Source organism: Leeuwenhoekiella sp. ZYFB001, from assembly GCF_011784865.1.
GTDB lineage: Bacteria > Bacteroidota > Bacteroidia > Flavobacteriales > Flavobacteriaceae > Leeuwenhoekiella > Leeuwenhoekiella palythoae.
The window spans coordinates 3,445,879-3,460,631 of the sequence record NZ_CP050460.1 but is presented as its reverse complement, the minus strand read 5'-3'; the positions used below and the strand labels follow the sequence as shown (position 1 = coordinate 3,460,631).

The window sequence follows — 14,753 nt, the reverse complement described above, 5'->3', positions numbered from 1 at the left end:
TTATGCAAAAACTAATCCTAGCCTTTTTAATTTTTGCGCTGGTGGCTTGTAATGATAAGCCTTCAAGCAAAATCTTATCAGCTTCCTCCGGAGCCTTAAATAACCTTACTGTGGTGATGCCCAATACGATGTGGGAAGGTCCGGTAGGGGAGAGCATTCGGGAGAAACTAGCAGGGCCCATAAATGGTTTGCCACAAGTAGAGCCTATGTTTGCGATCAATCAGATGCCTGATGAAGCTTTTTCTGGCTTTATGCGAAAGCAACGTACGTTTTTAAAGATCGAGCAGGCTGATACTGCAGCTTTAGAAATTATTAAAGATGAATATGCCCGCCCGCAAACGGGAATTTTAGTAAAAGGTCCTACTGAAGAAGCGATCATTAATCTGATCAAGAAGGATAGTGCTCAAATTGTAAACACCATTAAGGAAACCGAGTTTACTGAAAAAGTTAGAAGAATTAGTCTTTCGCTTAAAGAAGATAAACCACTCACCGAAGCTTTTGGGATCACAATGAAATTCCCTACAGCTTATCGCTATGCTAAAGAAGATGAGGACTTTTTCTGGATCAGAAAAGACATTCCTAACGGCGATATGAACATTACGGTATATGAGGTGCCTTACAATCTTATCGATCGCGACTCTAACACTATTGGTTCATTGATCAAGATGCGAGATTCTATAGGTGGAGATAACATTACTGTAAGTGAAGGTATGCGCTTTATTACCGAAGCTGCATTTGCTCCTTACCTTTCTGAAACTACAATTGCAGGAAGACCGGCGTATCAAATGAATGGTATTTGGGAAGTTAAAGGGCGTTATATGGCAGGTCCCTTTGTAAACTTTACAGTTGACGATAAAGAAAATGATAGATATCTTGTGCTAGAAGGCTTTGTATTTAAACCTTCGGCGAATAAAAGAGATAATCTTTTTGAGTTAGAATCTATCTTAAGATCGGTAAAGTTTGTAGATAAGAAGTAAACGCATTACAAACCATAAAAAAACCGCTTTAGTCTTCTAAAGCGGTTTTTTTTATTTCTTTTATTTCAGAACTTAAGATTTCTTTTCTTCTAAAGTTTCATCAGATTTATGAGATGCTTCCTCATCTTTAGAGGCATCTTTAAACTCTTTGATACCGCTACCAAGCCCTCTCATCATCTCCGGAATTTTCTTTCCTCCAAAAAGTAAAAGAATTACAACCACGATAAGTCCTATTTGCCAAGGCCCTACCATTCCTAAAAATATTGCTAATGCATTCATATCATGATAATTTAGACGGTAAATATAACAAGAAATCATAAGAATAGACCGTTCCTTAAGAAACTTTAGCAATAGGCATACGCCTATTAAATTTTATATTTGTTGATCGATTGACGTTTATGGCAAAATCTAAAGAAAAAAAGAAGCTAAAAAAGCGCCTGCTGCATAAATACAGGCTCCTTATTTTAAATGAAGATACTTTTGAAGAGCGCGTTTCTTTTAAACTCACGCGGTTAAATGTATTTATCGTTGTAGGTTTTTCAGTTATCATTTTAATCGCATTAACCACTTTACTTATCGCGTATACACCACTTCGCGAGTATATTCCCGGGTATTCTTCGGTTAAACTTAAGCGTCAGGCAACTGAGTTGATGTTTGAGACCGATTCTTTAAAACGACAACTAGACATCAATCAGCAGTATTTTGCGAGCATAAAGAAAGTGCTTACAGGTGATGTTGAGGAGGTGAATTTCAATAGAGATTCTATTTTGCTTCTAGAACCCAGAGATACTAGTGGTCTCAATATGAGGATCTCTCGAGAGGATAGTTTATTGCGAGAGCAAGTGGCCAATGAAGACCGATATAACCTATTTGAGCCTGCATCTTCAACGGTAAGTTTTTCATTATTTCCGCCCGTGAAAGGAAGCATCACAGAAGGTTTTGATGCCGAAGAGAAACACTACGGGACAGATGTTGTGGTGCCTAAAAATGAAGCGATCAAAGCGGTGGCAGACGGCACGGTTATTTTTTCTGAATGGACTGCCGAAACCGGATATGTGATCATTCTGGATCACGGCAATGATTTACTATCTGTTTATAAGCATAACGCCTCACTTACCAAAGACCAAGGAGATTTAGTAAAAGCAGGCGAAGTCATCGCAACCGCCGGCTCTACCGGAAAATTTTCAACAGGGCCACATCTGCATTTTGAATTATGGAACAGCGGTTACCCTGTAGATCCTACTAATTATATTTCGTTTGAATAATGTCTATAAAGTCGTTTTCAGCAAAAATTTTTGCAAAATACATTGTCTCAAAAACCCGGAAATGGAGCGCGAACCCGGTGGCTACACAAAAAGCGGTTTTTCAACATTTGATTAAAAATGGAGCGCAGACGCGATTTGGTCAGGATCACGATTTTCAGCACATTGATTCTTTTGAGGCGTTTGCCAAAAAAGTTCCTGTTAGAGATTATGAAGCGTTAAAGCCCTACGTGGAAGAGGCGGTTGCCGGTAAGCCAGATATTTTATGGCCCGGTAAGCCTGAATATTTTGCAAAAACGTCAGGCACAACTTCGGGAGCTAAATATATTCCGATTACCAAAGCGTCTATGCCTATGCACGTCAATGCCGCTCGGGATGCGATTTTGCATTATATCGCCGAAAGCGGAAATAGCGATTTTGTAGACGGAAAAATGATTTTCTTACAAGGAAGTCCGGAGCTTCAGATCAAAAACGGCATAAAAACCGGAAGGCTTTCAGGAATTGTAGCGCATTATGTTCCCGGGTATTTGCAACGAAATCGTATGCCGAGCTGGCCAACCAACTGCATTGACGATTGGGAAGCCAAGGTTGATGCCATCGTTGAAGAAACCTTGCCAGAAAATATGACGGTCATCAGTGGGATTCCGCCGTGGGTACAGATGTATTTTGAAAAACTTCAAGAAAAAACCGGAAAGAATATAGGTGATATTTTTCTGGAGTTTAACCTCTTTATCTACGGTGGGGTTAATTATGAACCTTATCGCAAAAAGTTTGAAAATCTCATCGGCAGAAGAGTTGATAGTATTGAGCTTTATCCTGCCAGCGAAGGTTTTTTTGCGTTTCAGGATTCTCAAATGGAAAAGGGAATGCTGTTATTGCTGAATTCTGGGATTTTTTATGAATTCATAAAAGCAGATGAATTTTTCACCGAAAACCCACAACGTTTAACCATTGGGGAGGTAGAAGTTGGCGTAAACTATGTAATGCTCATTTCTACCACTGCCGGGCTTTGGGCATACAATGTGGGAGATACGGTAATGTTTACTTCAACAAAACCGCATCGTGTAGTGGTTACAGGAAGAATTAAGCACTTTATTTCGGCTTTTGGCGAGCACGTGATAGGCAAGGAGGTAGAAGAAGCTTTAACGAGCACAGCGAGCCAATTTAAAGCACAAGTGAGTGAGTTTACGGTAGCACCGCAAATCAATCCTGATCAGGGCTTACCTTATCACGAATGGTTCATCGAATTTGATGCACCACCCGAGAATTTAGAGACCTTTGCTCAAGCAATTGACCTGGCGCTCCAAGAACAAAACAGTTATTATAAAGATTTAATAACAGGAAACATTTTAAAAAGATTAGAAATCAGAGTAATTCCGCAAGGAGGTTTTACGGCATATATGAAATCAAAAGGCAAACTTGGCGGTCAAAATAAATTGCCCAGACTTGCTAACGATCGTAGTATTGCTGATGCCCTTAGTCAACTTGATTTTTAAAAAAGTATATTTGATTTAATGAGTTTAATAAAACAACAAGATAGAACACGATCTCAGGAAAGCTCTGCAGCAATAGAGCGTATGTATATAACCATGCGTCACTTGTTTAACAGAGGCTTTTATAAACCTATGGGCGTTTCGGGTGAAACCCTGCGCGAAGCGTTGCTTATTTTACGCCCCGAGATTTACGGCACCATTGCAGAAGAAAAAGTCGAACTCAATGGTTTATTGTATGTGATTGACCGCCTTCCGGAAGGAATAGAAGAGTGTAGATACATCAATCTTACCAGTGACGAAGGCTATAAAAATTCGCATTTTAAACCTATAGTTCCGCCAAAGCGTCGTCGAAATTGTTATCGTATTGACGATGAGCAAATGAATATAGAGATCACCAGGGGCCGTTCTGAGATCTATGACATCTTAACACACCTGACGTTCTTGTTTGTGGAGTCTCATAAAATTATGAAGCGCGTAGTGATCAATGAAGAAGGTCATACCACGCGCGATTGGCAAAAATTAGAGAAAGCCGTATTGACCGAAGAACCGCTTTCACAGGCTGAGCGCGAGATCGCCTTAACGCATACTGCAAACATTCTAGGGCGTACTTTTCACGAGGTTACTTCGATTTACAGCAAGTTTTCAGCGCCAAATAATGAAAAACGCTTTTTAAAGTTGGTCTATTGGTTAGGCAAGCGGGCGATTGAAGAGATTGTAGAAAGCGATAAGCGTCTAGTTACTTTTTCACCGGTTTTAAGAGAGCGTTTGGGCCATCATATTCATGGCGAAGTGTGGGCAGATTCGATCAAAAAAGAGTTGGATGCTAAAGACCTTTTGCGACGCCCCATACACATAATTAGTGCCAATATGCACAGTGTGATGAATACGCTGTTTGCGCCTGTTGCTTTAGAAAAAGAAATGGCAAAAAAGTCAAATCTTGAGATTTATGAGACATTGAGTAACGCCAGCAGCGGAAAATTGCGTGCGCGGGTTGAAAAAACAGCACAGCAACACGGAATGCTCTTTATTCCTGATCAAAGCGGGACCAATATTGATGTACAGATTTTTGATACGGCTAAGCTAGATCTGAAACAAAATAACTTTTGCTCAAAAACTTCTTACCCAGAAGGGAAGGAGCCGGTGATCATCGTGATGGATTATGCGTTTGGGGAGCAAGCCTATGAAACCATGGAAGAGCTGCTTAAACCTTATGAAGACAAGAGAGAAACGGTACACCTTGATGTTAAATCGGTTTCTATAATGGGAAAAGCCGGAATTCTCGAAGGAGGAAAAGGCGATATTATGATCCCTACTGCGCATTTGTTTGAGGGTACCGCAGATAATTATCCGTTTGAAAACCAACTGAAGAAAGAGGATCTTGAAGGGCACGGGATTTCAGTTTACGACGGTGCAATGATCACGGTTTTGGGGACCTCACTACAAAACAGAGATATTTTGCGCTTTTTCTATGAAAGCACGTGGAATGTTATTGGTCTGGAGATGGAAGGCGCGCATTATCAAAAAGCGATTCAAGCTGCTGCAAAATTACGCGGAAGCATTAGCGATAGCGTTAAAGTGCGCTATGCGTATTATGCTTCAGATAATCCGCTTGAAACCGGGAGCACGCTGGCTTCAGGTGGTCTAGGAACTACAGGAGTTAAACCTACCTATTTGATTACCGAACAAATCTTAGAACAAATTTTTAAAGACTAATGCCTCAGAACAATAATCAGGATATCGATATTTTTGATCTATTCAGAGGGCTTAAAAGCCAGATGAAAAAGCTCCTGATTTTTGGGTATCGCTTTGTGAAATTTTTATTGAGGAATAGTCTGATATTGGTAGCGCTTATTGTCTTAGGCGCTGCGGTAGGTTATGGCTTGTCAAGACTTTTGAAACCGCTTAAAACCGCTGAGGTTTTAGTAGCTCCTAATGTTCAAAGCACGTCTTATCTATACGGAACAATTGAAACCCTCGACCGCAGCATTTCTGAAAATGAAGCAGATTTTACTGGATATTTTTCCGCAGAAAAACTGAAAAAAATTGAGATCGAACCGGTTGAAGATATAACCAGTGTACTCAAAAATCTTCAAGTCTTTCCCGTAGATATAGTTCCCAGAATTTCTGAAAGTTATGATGATGAATCTAGCTTTTTTGAAAAACCCTTGTATGCACCGGCCTATGACTTGCACAAGATCGTAGTGATTGCAAAAGATACTGTTAGTGTACAGGGAATCTTAGATTATCTTGAAGCAAACCCTTTCCTCCAAAACAAGCGGAAAGCAGCCTATAAAAGCATAGAAACAGAAATTCAGGCCAATAGATTTTCGATCAACCAACTGGATAGTATTTTAACCGTGGTACCTTCAGCGGTTGCTCAAGACCATCGCAATCTTGCGCTACTAAATAGTGCCGAAAATAATGAGGTTAGCGCCATCATCAATTCAAAAACTAAACTATTAGAACGCAACGCAGAGCTCGTGCAGCAACTAGAAAGTTTAGATGCCGTTTTTAAGGTTTATGGGGTGTCTAACTGGGTTGATAAGACCTCGTTGAGAAGTTTATTGATGTACATCATTCCGGTGGTACTTGTACTAATTTTTATCTTTTATCATCTCGGTTTGAAAATACATACCCGATTGAAAGACCAGCATTAAATAACCTGCTATCCGCAACTGTTGAAATGTATTTATGGTTAAAAAACTTCAGGAATACTTCAATAGATTTAACCTGCACAATGTGCTTGGTGGTGCGCTGCGCGTTCTTATTTTACGGGTTTTGGGCGTGATTTTCCTCTTTGGAATCACACTTTATCTAACAAATTTCTATTCAGCTGAAGTCGTAGGCGCCTATGAATTTACACGTTCCTCTTTATTCTTGATCGGTGGTGTTACGCTACTAGGAACAGATCAATCCATTTTGTTTTTTTCAGGAAGGTTTTCAAAACCTGAGCAGGCAGGTACTTTGTTTCAAGTCTACCTAAAAATGCTCGCGTTACTTCTTGGAGTTTCCATCGTTTTATTGGGGATCATTTTAGCAATTCCGAAAGAATATTACAATTTGTTTTTTAACGATCAGAGGTCAGGAACTTTATTGATGAAAATGGGCTTCTGCTTATTTTTTTATGCGGTGACACTCTTCAATACCGAATTTTTCAGAGCTTTTGACTTGCACGAGAAGTCTGAGCTATACCGCGGTATTTTAAAACAGTTACCTTTTGGTTTTGGTCTGTTAATTCTTTTCCTGTTTAATCAGCACGACTATGTTGTTGAGGTTTTTTTACTGAGTTTTCTCTTTTGCGCGTTGCTCTCAGGATTGGAGGTTTACTTAAAGTATAAACGCTTGAATCCCGTGGTTTCTAGGCAAACATCCATACGATTTAAAACGGTTTTAAAAGCTACGATTCCCATTGCGATAAGTGCTTTTGGTTTTTATCTGCTCATTAGTATTGATGTCTTTTTTTTAAAGCGCTACACCAATTTTGAGACTTTAGCGTATTACGGAACTTCGATAAAAATCATCTTTTTGATCTCGACTTTAATCAATGTCATGGGTTCGTATTTATCTGTACGAATTGCCGATTTATTTGTGACCGATCAAGTTGCTTTACAAGCTGTTTTAAAAAAAGGAGTGCGTGTTATTGTAGGTCTTGCATTACTACTTTCGGTAATTTTATTCGTATTTGCGGCAGAAATTCTTGGCGTTTTTGGTGCCGCATATCAAGAAGCCGTTCCGGCATTGCGTATATTGATCGCTGGGCATTTTATGAGTACGTTGTTTGGCGTTACTCAAGTGTATCTCAATATGACTAAAAAACAAGTGGTTTTACAATATATCCTGATCATTGCTGTGGTGATCAACGCGATTTTAAATTCGATACTTATCCCGAAATATGGGATGCTGGGAGCTGCGGTTGCTTCAGCATTTAGTGTGATATTCTGGAACGGCTGCGCTGTGGTTTGGGTCTATAAAAAAGACCGAATTAAATTGTTTTTACACTAATGAGATTGCTTATCCCAAGATCTACCTTGCTTTACCTCCTTTTAGGGCTGGTAGTTGTCGTATTGGGAGTATTGGCACCAAGTTATCTTCCCGAACGTTTCTTTTTTGATGCAATCGTTATTGCCGAAGATTTTTATAATGAAAAAGGCTTTTGGCGCAGCTACCCGGTGACGATGTTGTTTTATGATAAAACGAGTTTAGGCAGTTTACCTTTTGAACTTGTTGCAATTATTCAACTTCCTATTTTGCTTTGGGTAATTTATAAAATCGGGATTCCAGAACAGTTTGCTAAACTTACGGTACGCAGTATTTTGGCCTACTTTTTAATCCTTATGCTGGCGTTTTTCATCTCAATGCCTTCCAAAGAATTTATCACCTTTCTATTTATCGCTTGGATGCCTTGGCTATTGATTAAGCGCAGGTGGAGTCTGCGAACTACTCTTACTTTAATCGTTTTGGGGCTTTTCTTTTTCGGTATTTGGTATCGGCCGTATTATGTTTTGATTCCCATAGTTGCAGGAGTTATTTATTTAATAACCTTGATCAATTTTAAGCGTAAGGCCCTCACAGGCATTTGCTCCGGACTACTTATGGTGATTTTTATAAGCCTTTCCTACGGAATGGTAAAAGGAGAATACCTGTCGCAAAGCACGCGCGAAGCCCTTAATGAAGAGCGTTTGGGCGAAGAGGCAACCAATTCGGTTATTATATCGCCGTTAGACACCGAAACTTGGTATGGAGAGGCTTATGGTATTCTTTATGGTTTTGCTTCGGTAAATGTGCCTGTAAATGGCTTAAAACATCTATTTCGGCCTCAAATTGTACTTTTTGTTTTCTGGCAATTGATACTCTCTCTGTATTTGTTGTATTTATTTAAAAATTGTCTCAGTAATAAAAACGCTTACCGGTATGAGCTTTGGGCGTTTTACTTCGTTTTTGCCTATTTTATCATCCAAGGTGTTTTTGAACCCGATCTAGGTTCGGCGGTTAAGCATAAAATTGGCATCTTACCATTTATTTACGTCGCATTGTATTATGATAGTTTCAGAAAGAACATACCGGTTTAGCTACAATGCGTGGCTCACAATTCTAGCCATCTCAATTCCTTTTCGAATTTCGGCTACGGTGTTATTGATCTTGTTTGTTGTGTATAATCTCGTATTCTTCAACCAGCTGAAGTTTACTCGACGCCGCGTTTTTTTTATGTTTTTAATCGCTGCACCTTTCATACTCGATCTCTTGTTTTTATGGAATAACACCAGTATTGCTGAAGGTATAAAACACGGCGAAAAGCGGTTAAGTCTGCTTTTGCTTCCCTTTTTTATATTAAGTCAAAACCACCGTTTTAATACGGTGCTTATTCTCAGATATTACGCACTAGCGACAACGACAGTTTTAAGTCTGTGTTTGATGAGGTTCGCGATAATTGAACCAGAATTATTCAGCAAATACCTTAACGGCGTTGATCTTTGGGAAATGGGTTATGCCTTCGCGCGCTCCATAAAGATGCACGCTCCGGCGCTTAATATGCATGTTGCTTTTGTAGTGGTGATCAACTTTTATTTTTTTAAAGAGGCTTTAGGGCAGATCAGAAAAACTCACGTGATCTGGCGCTTGGTATTCTTTTTAATTTCAGTGATACTGCTGCTGTATATCAATACAAGGCTAGCTATTGTAAATGCGTTCTTCGGAATCATTTTAATAAGTCTGGCAGATGTGCGAAAATTGAAAACAAAAGGCTTACTCAAACGGCTTGCCATCGGGGTATTCGGGTTTGCATTACTTTCCTACGGATTTGTAAAAATCTTTCCGTACAGTATCGAAAAATTTTCCGAGGTGACTTTTGCGCACCTTGATAAAGTAGGAAAACTAGATAGTCTTGAAAATCCGGAAGCTACTGCGTATAATGGTCTCGTAACTCGTTTGAGTATCTGGAAAACCAGTCTTGACGTAGCTTTAGAACACCCGGTGATAGGCGTAGGAGCCGCCGATGGAAAACAAGCAGTGATCAACAAATTTGATGCAACCAATCAGCAGTTTTTAACCAAGTATAAGTTTCCGGTGCATAATCAATTTCTTGATTTCTGGATCAAATTCGGGATTTTAGGACTGCTTGTCGTTGCGGTTTATATAGGCCTGTTTGCGTATATCGGGTTTAGCTCTCGGCAGATTTTATGCGTGTTTTTCTTTGTACTGTTTTTAACAGCAAACCTGGTGGATGATTTTCTAATACGTTTTGATGGTATCGTGTTTAGCGCACTATGGTTGTCGATTTTTACTAAAAATGCGCTGGATATTAAGCTTGATAAAGCCTAATTAGCTTTCGAAAATTCACGGCGCTGTTAAATAAAATTGCCGTGCGTTTCTTGGCAGCGTTCCCCAGTGCTATTCGTGTAGATTGATTTTTAGATTTTTGTAAAATCTGGTCAAATTCGTGTTCAGCATCAAAGAGGAAGCCGGTTTTTCCGTCTGCAACAATGTCTTTATTTCCAATAATATTTGTGGCGACAATGGGAATTTCCCGGGCGGAAGCTTCTAAAATCGCAATAGGCAAACCTTCCCACAAGGAGGTCTGAAGATAAAGGTCTAATGCTTCGAGCTTTTTCAAGCCTTGCTCATAGTGATTAAACCAACCGGTAATGGTAATATTGGGCGCGGTGAGTTGATGACGCAATTCACCATCACCAATCCATAAAAATTCGAGCTCAGGATGGTTTAGTGCGAGCTGATTAAAATAGGCCGGGTTTCTGGCGTAGGTGATTCTGCCTAAAGTTCCTATACATTTGATTTGCGGCCGGTGTTGTTTCTCAAAGTTTGTTAGCCCCAGTTGCTGAATACCATTGCGCACTAAACGTGCCGGACCAATTTTCTTAGCATAGCGTAATTCGGTATCTCCGCAAGCGATCAGCGTTCCACCAGTAAGCTTTTGACTCAAAAACTCAATACTGAAAAATAAATGACGTTTTAGACTACTAATATCCTTCCGAAGAAAAGAAAATCCGTGTGGCGTGTAAAAGAGTTTTGCTTTTAAACGCGGAGAAAATAAATAGGCAAACCTACCCAAAATACCCGCTTTTGAAGAATGCAAGTGAAGCACATCAGGCTCAATTTGCTTTAAAGTAGTTTTGAGCGCTTTAAACGCCTTAAAATCTTCTTTGAAACGTATTTCGCGATGCATTGAGATACAGATCAAGCGGGTTTGAGGATGAAAATCAACAGTCACCTGATCGTTATTGATTTCATCTCGGTTTCCGCTGTAAATCACTGTTACCTCCAGATCTGGTGCTTCGCATAAAACCTGAGTGAGGTTTTTGAAATATGTGTAAACACCACCACCCAAGGCTTCCACAACGTGAACGATTTTTAATGTACTCATGAGCAGTAACTTGGGGTGTTTTAGCGCTTTTGAAGGATAGCAAGATAGCATCATAAATTCAATTAAACGATCATCTAAAGCCATTACTTAGAGATGCGCTTTATAAAAATTTTAAGAATACTGCTCAAGTAGCACTCAACTTGTTTGCTAAATTTGTCCAGTTGACTCTGTCCCAAGTCAGCTCAACTAACCGAATTTGTATGAACGAAAATGGTACGAAACATAGTTTTGTCCTTCAACCCTTAGTTGGTTTTTGTGATCTTCTCATTTTGATGCTGTGTGCGCTTTTGTTTGAATTTTCAAAAGCAGAATACACGTATTTTATTCCCTTTTTGATCTTCAGTTGGCTTATTACATCCGTGGGAATTGGTTTCTACAAAGTATATAGGTTTACGCCGTTGGTGAATATTTTAGGATTAGTGCTTAAGCAGGCATTTCTTCTTTTAGTTTGTTGTTTTTCTTTTTTTGGAATCTTCAACGAAATCGATGTAGTTGTTTCTGCTGTTCTAGAATACGTGTGTCTCAGCATAGGTTTTATAGCGCTTTTAAAGCTTGTGGTTTTTAATCTGCGAAAAAAGTTTAGAAAGCAGCTGGGACGAGATACCATTAGAGTAATTATCGTGGGCCGAAACGCAAAAACCGAGCAACTCAAAAATTTCTTCAATTATAATCCGGCGTATGGCTTTCAGTTTATCGCCAATTTTGATCTTCGCCTTGATACCATCGAGCTGGAAGAGGTGACGCGATTTGCAGTTGATCAAGGAATTCATCAAATCTATTGCTCGGTCGCCGAATTGAAAAACAAAGAAATTCAAGAACTGATTCAATTTGCTGATAATAATCTCATCGCATTAAAATTCTTGCCGGACAATAAAGACATTTTTACCAAGAAAATGGACTTTCAATACTACGGTATTACGCCTATACTGGCGCTGCGCACGCTTCCTATTGATACGCCAATCAACTTGTTTTTAAAGCGCTCATTAGACATCGTGTTTTCACTAGTGGTGATCTTAGGGATTTTATCGTGGTTGACGCCTATTTTGGCGCTTATAATTCCCTTGACCTCAAAAGGTCCCTTGTTTTTTAAACAGAAGCGTAACGGTATTGATGGCAAAGAGTTTTATTGCTACAAATTCAGATCCATGACCATCAATAAAGATGCAAACGACAAACAAGCGAGTAAAAATGATATGCGTACCACTGAACTGGGTAAATTTTTAAGAAGAACGAGTATAGACGAGTTACCGCAATTTTATAATGTTTTGCTCGGGGAGATGTCTGTTGTTGGTCCGCGGCCGCATATGGTGAGCCATACCCATTCGTTTAAACAGCAAATAGATAAATTTATGGTGCGGCATCTAGTAAAACCGGGAATTACCGGTCTCGCTCAAGTGAGCGGGTATCGTGGCGGAATTGAAACCGAACATGATATCAAAAGTAGGGTGCGTTTTGATATCTTTTATGTTGAAAACTGGTCTATCCTGATGGATCTGCGTATTATAGCAAAAACATTTTTTCAAGTGATTTATGGCGATAAAAAAGCCTATTGATGCCCGGCCGTTAGTTTCTATTGTAACCCCCTGTTATAATTCTGAAAAGTTTATTGCAGAAACCATCGCCTCTGTTCAACAACAAACCGTGACCGACTGGGAATTGCTCATTGTTGATGATGCTTCTTCAGACGCAACGGTTGCAGAAATAAAACGCTTACAGGCTGAGGATTTGCGTATAAAATGTTTTTCCTTAAAAGAAAATAAAGGTCCCGCACACGCTCGTAATCTGGGTATTCAAAAGGCTAGAGGAAAATATCTGACCTTTCTGGATGCTGATGATCTCTGGTTTCCCGAATTTTTAGAGCGAAGTAGTACCGAGGCAAAAATGCATCCGTTTGTGTTCGCCTCTTATAAACGCCTAGATGAAAATTTAGAGCCTTATTTATCAGACTTTATCGTTCCTGAAAAGGTGAGTTATACTGATATTTTAAAAAGCAATTCCATTAGTTGTTTGACGGCTTTTCTCGATATCGAAGTTTTGGGTAAAAAGTATATGCCGCTCATCAAAAAACGTCAAGATATGGGCTTGTGGCTGCAGTACTTAAAGAAAATTGATTATGCTTACGGCATTCAAGAGCCCTTGGCGATTTATCGCATTCGGCGGGATTCACTTTCGCGCAATAAAGCCGGATTGATCAAATATCAGTGGAAATTTTATCGTGAGGTTGAGCAATTATCAGTATTTGCATCAGCCTATTATTTGACGTGCTGGGCGTATAGAGGTTTTGTAAAATACCGCAATTAAAACGTTCTGGTAAACTGCTTTAATTTTCCGCGCTTGCTTCGGTCTAGAATGGGTTTTTTATTGAAAGAAAGCTGAATTTCTGTGCCTAAATAATTCAGCATAGCGCGTTTGATCTTTTCAATATCCTGATCAGAAAATTCAGCATCTGCAACATAATTGATACTGAAATGATTCGGTTTATTCTGAATGATCTTGAATTCTTTTACGCTCGCCGTATCGTTCATAATTTCTTTAGTCACATAGTAAAACGCCAAAGCCGGAATTTTTTTTCCGTCAGGAAGCAGCGCAAAATCACCCACACGACCTTCTAATTGCGTGAGAACAGGTAAACCATTTTGATACACTAAAACCCCAAGATCGCCAATTTCATACCTGATAAATGGATGCGCTTTATTGAACAACGAAGTAACCACGATTTTTCCCGAAGAACCCGGATCGACTGGTCTGTTGGCCTCATCAAGAATTTCGACAAACAGCAAACTCGAGTCAATATGAAGCGCGCCTCCGGCTTTTCCTAAAGCAATAATTCCGGTTTCTGAAGCGCCATATTCATTGATCACCGGCACACCAAACTGCTGCTGAAGCAATTCAAGATCTTCTTTAAACAGCATTTCGGCAGTAACAATGCAATGCGTAAGACTCGGGCAAAGGTTTTTTAAAATGAGCTTTTTTCCGGCGAGATAGCGTGCAAAAAGCACCAAGGCGCTGGTATATCCATTTAAATGGCCAAAGCGTTCTTTTTTAAACCTTGAGATGAAGCTTTCAAAATTGGCTGCTGAAGTGTCAAAAATTGAAAATCGATAGCGATTGCTTAGTCTATCTTTTAAACGCTCCTTCAATCGGGCAGCGCCGTGATTGGGAATTCCATAGAATCGCGCTTCATACGAATTTTGTAAATCGATTCCCGAAGTTGAATAAAGCTGAGTGATAGAAGCCCAGGTTAACGCGTGACAGAACTTATCTTTTGCAAAAATAAAAGGCGTTCCCGAAGACCCCGAAGTTTTATGAACGTGTACATTGTTAGGAGAAAAACCTTTAGATAATCTACTTTTTAAAGTTTGTTGTAAATCCTGTTTTGTGATAACTGGCAGATCTTCCCAAGTTTGAGAGCGATCACCTACTAAGTTCTTGTAAAAAGGGGTGTTTTGCAGATGATGTTTTACAATTTCGGTCTTTTTTGTTTCAGCATAAGAGGTATAATTATGTTCAACCTGCTGTTTGAGTTCCTGAAGTTGCTTTTGCGCAGTAGCGATAGCATAACTATTAAGTTGCAGGCTGAGGTTGATTAAATTCACAAGACTAAAATTAGTAGGTCAATTTACAAACATTTATTTTTGAGGCT

At 39.5% G+C, this 14,753-nt stretch carries 13 protein-coding genes; 10 read left to right on the top strand and 3 right to left on the bottom strand.

What is annotated here, in order from left to right; translation table 11 throughout:
- Positions 1-2 precede the first annotated feature (2 nt).
- On the top strand, positions 3-977 hold the full coding sequence (locus HCN54_RS14865) for a DUF4837 family protein (RefSeq protein ID WP_167598405.1): 975 nt from the start codon (positions 3-5) through the stop codon (positions 975-977).
- Positions 978-1,049: 72 nt separating this feature from the next.
- On the opposite strand, the gene HCN54_RS14860 is transcribed toward HCN54_RS14865, so the two are convergent.
- Positions 1,050-1,256, bottom strand: a complete 207-nt coding sequence (locus HCN54_RS14860; protein WP_072980907.1) for a twin-arginine translocase TatA/TatE family subunit — start codon at positions 1,254-1,256, stop codon at positions 1,050-1,052.
- Positions 1,257-1,375: 119 nt separating this feature from the next.
- On the opposite strand from HCN54_RS14860, the gene HCN54_RS14855 reads away from it, so the two are divergent.
- Genes HCN54_RS14855 through HCN54_RS14825 form a run of 7 tightly spaced genes read left to right on the top strand, consistent with a single transcriptional unit; the run spans position 1,376 to position 10,050 of the window.
- A complete protein-coding gene (locus tag HCN54_RS14855; protein ID WP_072980905.1) occupies positions 1,376-2,242 on the top strand; it encodes a M23 family metallopeptidase in 867 nt (288 codons plus the stop codon).
- A complete protein-coding gene (locus HCN54_RS14850; protein WP_167598404.1) occupies positions 2,242-3,735 on the top strand; it encodes a GH3 auxin-responsive promoter family protein in 1,494 nt (497 codons plus the stop codon). The genes HCN54_RS14855 and HCN54_RS14850 overlap by 1 nt, the downstream gene beginning before the upstream one ends.
- Positions 3,736-3,753: 18 nt before the next feature.
- Positions 3,754-5,445 carry a DUF6909 family protein gene (locus HCN54_RS14845; RefSeq protein WP_072981765.1) on the top strand — a complete coding sequence of 564 codons (1,692 nt, stop codon included), beginning with the start codon at positions 3,754-3,756 and terminating at the stop codon, positions 5,443-5,445.
- Positions 5,445-6,389: a hypothetical protein gene (locus HCN54_RS14840; protein WP_167598403.1), complete on the top strand. Its 945-nt coding sequence runs from the start codon at positions 5,445-5,447 to the stop codon at positions 6,387-6,389. The genes HCN54_RS14845 and HCN54_RS14840 overlap by 1 nt, the downstream gene beginning before the upstream one ends.
- Positions 6,390-6,423: 34 nt before the next feature.
- A complete protein-coding gene (locus HCN54_RS14835) occupies positions 6,424-7,734 on the top strand; it encodes a polysaccharide biosynthesis C-terminal domain-containing protein (protein WP_167598402.1) in 1,311 nt (436 codons plus the stop codon).
- A complete protein-coding gene (locus HCN54_RS14830) occupies positions 7,734-8,801 on the top strand; it encodes a hypothetical protein (protein WP_167598401.1) in 1,068 nt (355 codons plus the stop codon). Before HCN54_RS14835 ends, HCN54_RS14830 begins: the two co-directional genes overlap by 1 nt.
- The gene (locus tag HCN54_RS14825) at positions 8,770-10,050 is read left to right on the top strand and encodes an O-antigen ligase family protein (protein WP_167598400.1); all 1,281 of its coding nucleotides are present in this window, start codon (positions 8,770-8,772) and stop codon (positions 10,048-10,050) included. The genes HCN54_RS14830 and HCN54_RS14825 overlap by 32 nt, the downstream gene beginning before the upstream one ends.
- Here HCN54_RS14825 and HCN54_RS14820 read toward each other — a convergent pair.
- A complete protein-coding gene (locus HCN54_RS14820; RefSeq protein ID WP_167598399.1) occupies positions 10,031-11,110 on the bottom strand; it encodes a glycosyltransferase in 1,080 nt (359 codons plus the stop codon). The genes HCN54_RS14825 and HCN54_RS14820 overlap by 20 nt on opposite strands.
- 200 nt (positions 11,111-11,310) lie before the next feature.
- Here HCN54_RS14820 and HCN54_RS14815 point away from each other — a divergent pair, with 200 nt between their 5' ends.
- Together HCN54_RS14815 and HCN54_RS14810 are read left to right on the top strand one after the other, a co-directional pair.
- Positions 11,311-12,663 (top strand): exopolysaccharide biosynthesis polyprenyl glycosylphosphotransferase, encoded by a 1,353-nt coding sequence (locus HCN54_RS14815; RefSeq protein ID WP_167598398.1) that lies wholly within the window; start codon positions 11,311-11,313, stop codon positions 12,661-12,663.
- Positions 12,641-13,411, top strand: a complete 771-nt coding sequence (locus tag HCN54_RS14810; RefSeq protein ID WP_167598397.1) for a glycosyltransferase family 2 protein — start codon at positions 12,641-12,643, stop codon at positions 13,409-13,411. The genes HCN54_RS14815 and HCN54_RS14810 overlap by 23 nt, the downstream gene beginning before the upstream one ends.
- Here the strand turns inward: HCN54_RS14810 and HCN54_RS14805 are convergent.
- Positions 13,408-14,706 carry a phenylacetate--CoA ligase family protein gene (locus HCN54_RS14805; RefSeq protein ID WP_167598396.1) on the bottom strand — a complete coding sequence of 433 codons (1,299 nt, stop codon included), beginning with the start codon at positions 14,704-14,706 and terminating at the stop codon, positions 13,408-13,410. The two genes, HCN54_RS14810 and HCN54_RS14805, sit on opposite strands and share 4 nt — an antisense overlap.
- Positions 14,707-14,753 lie beyond the last annotated feature (47 nt).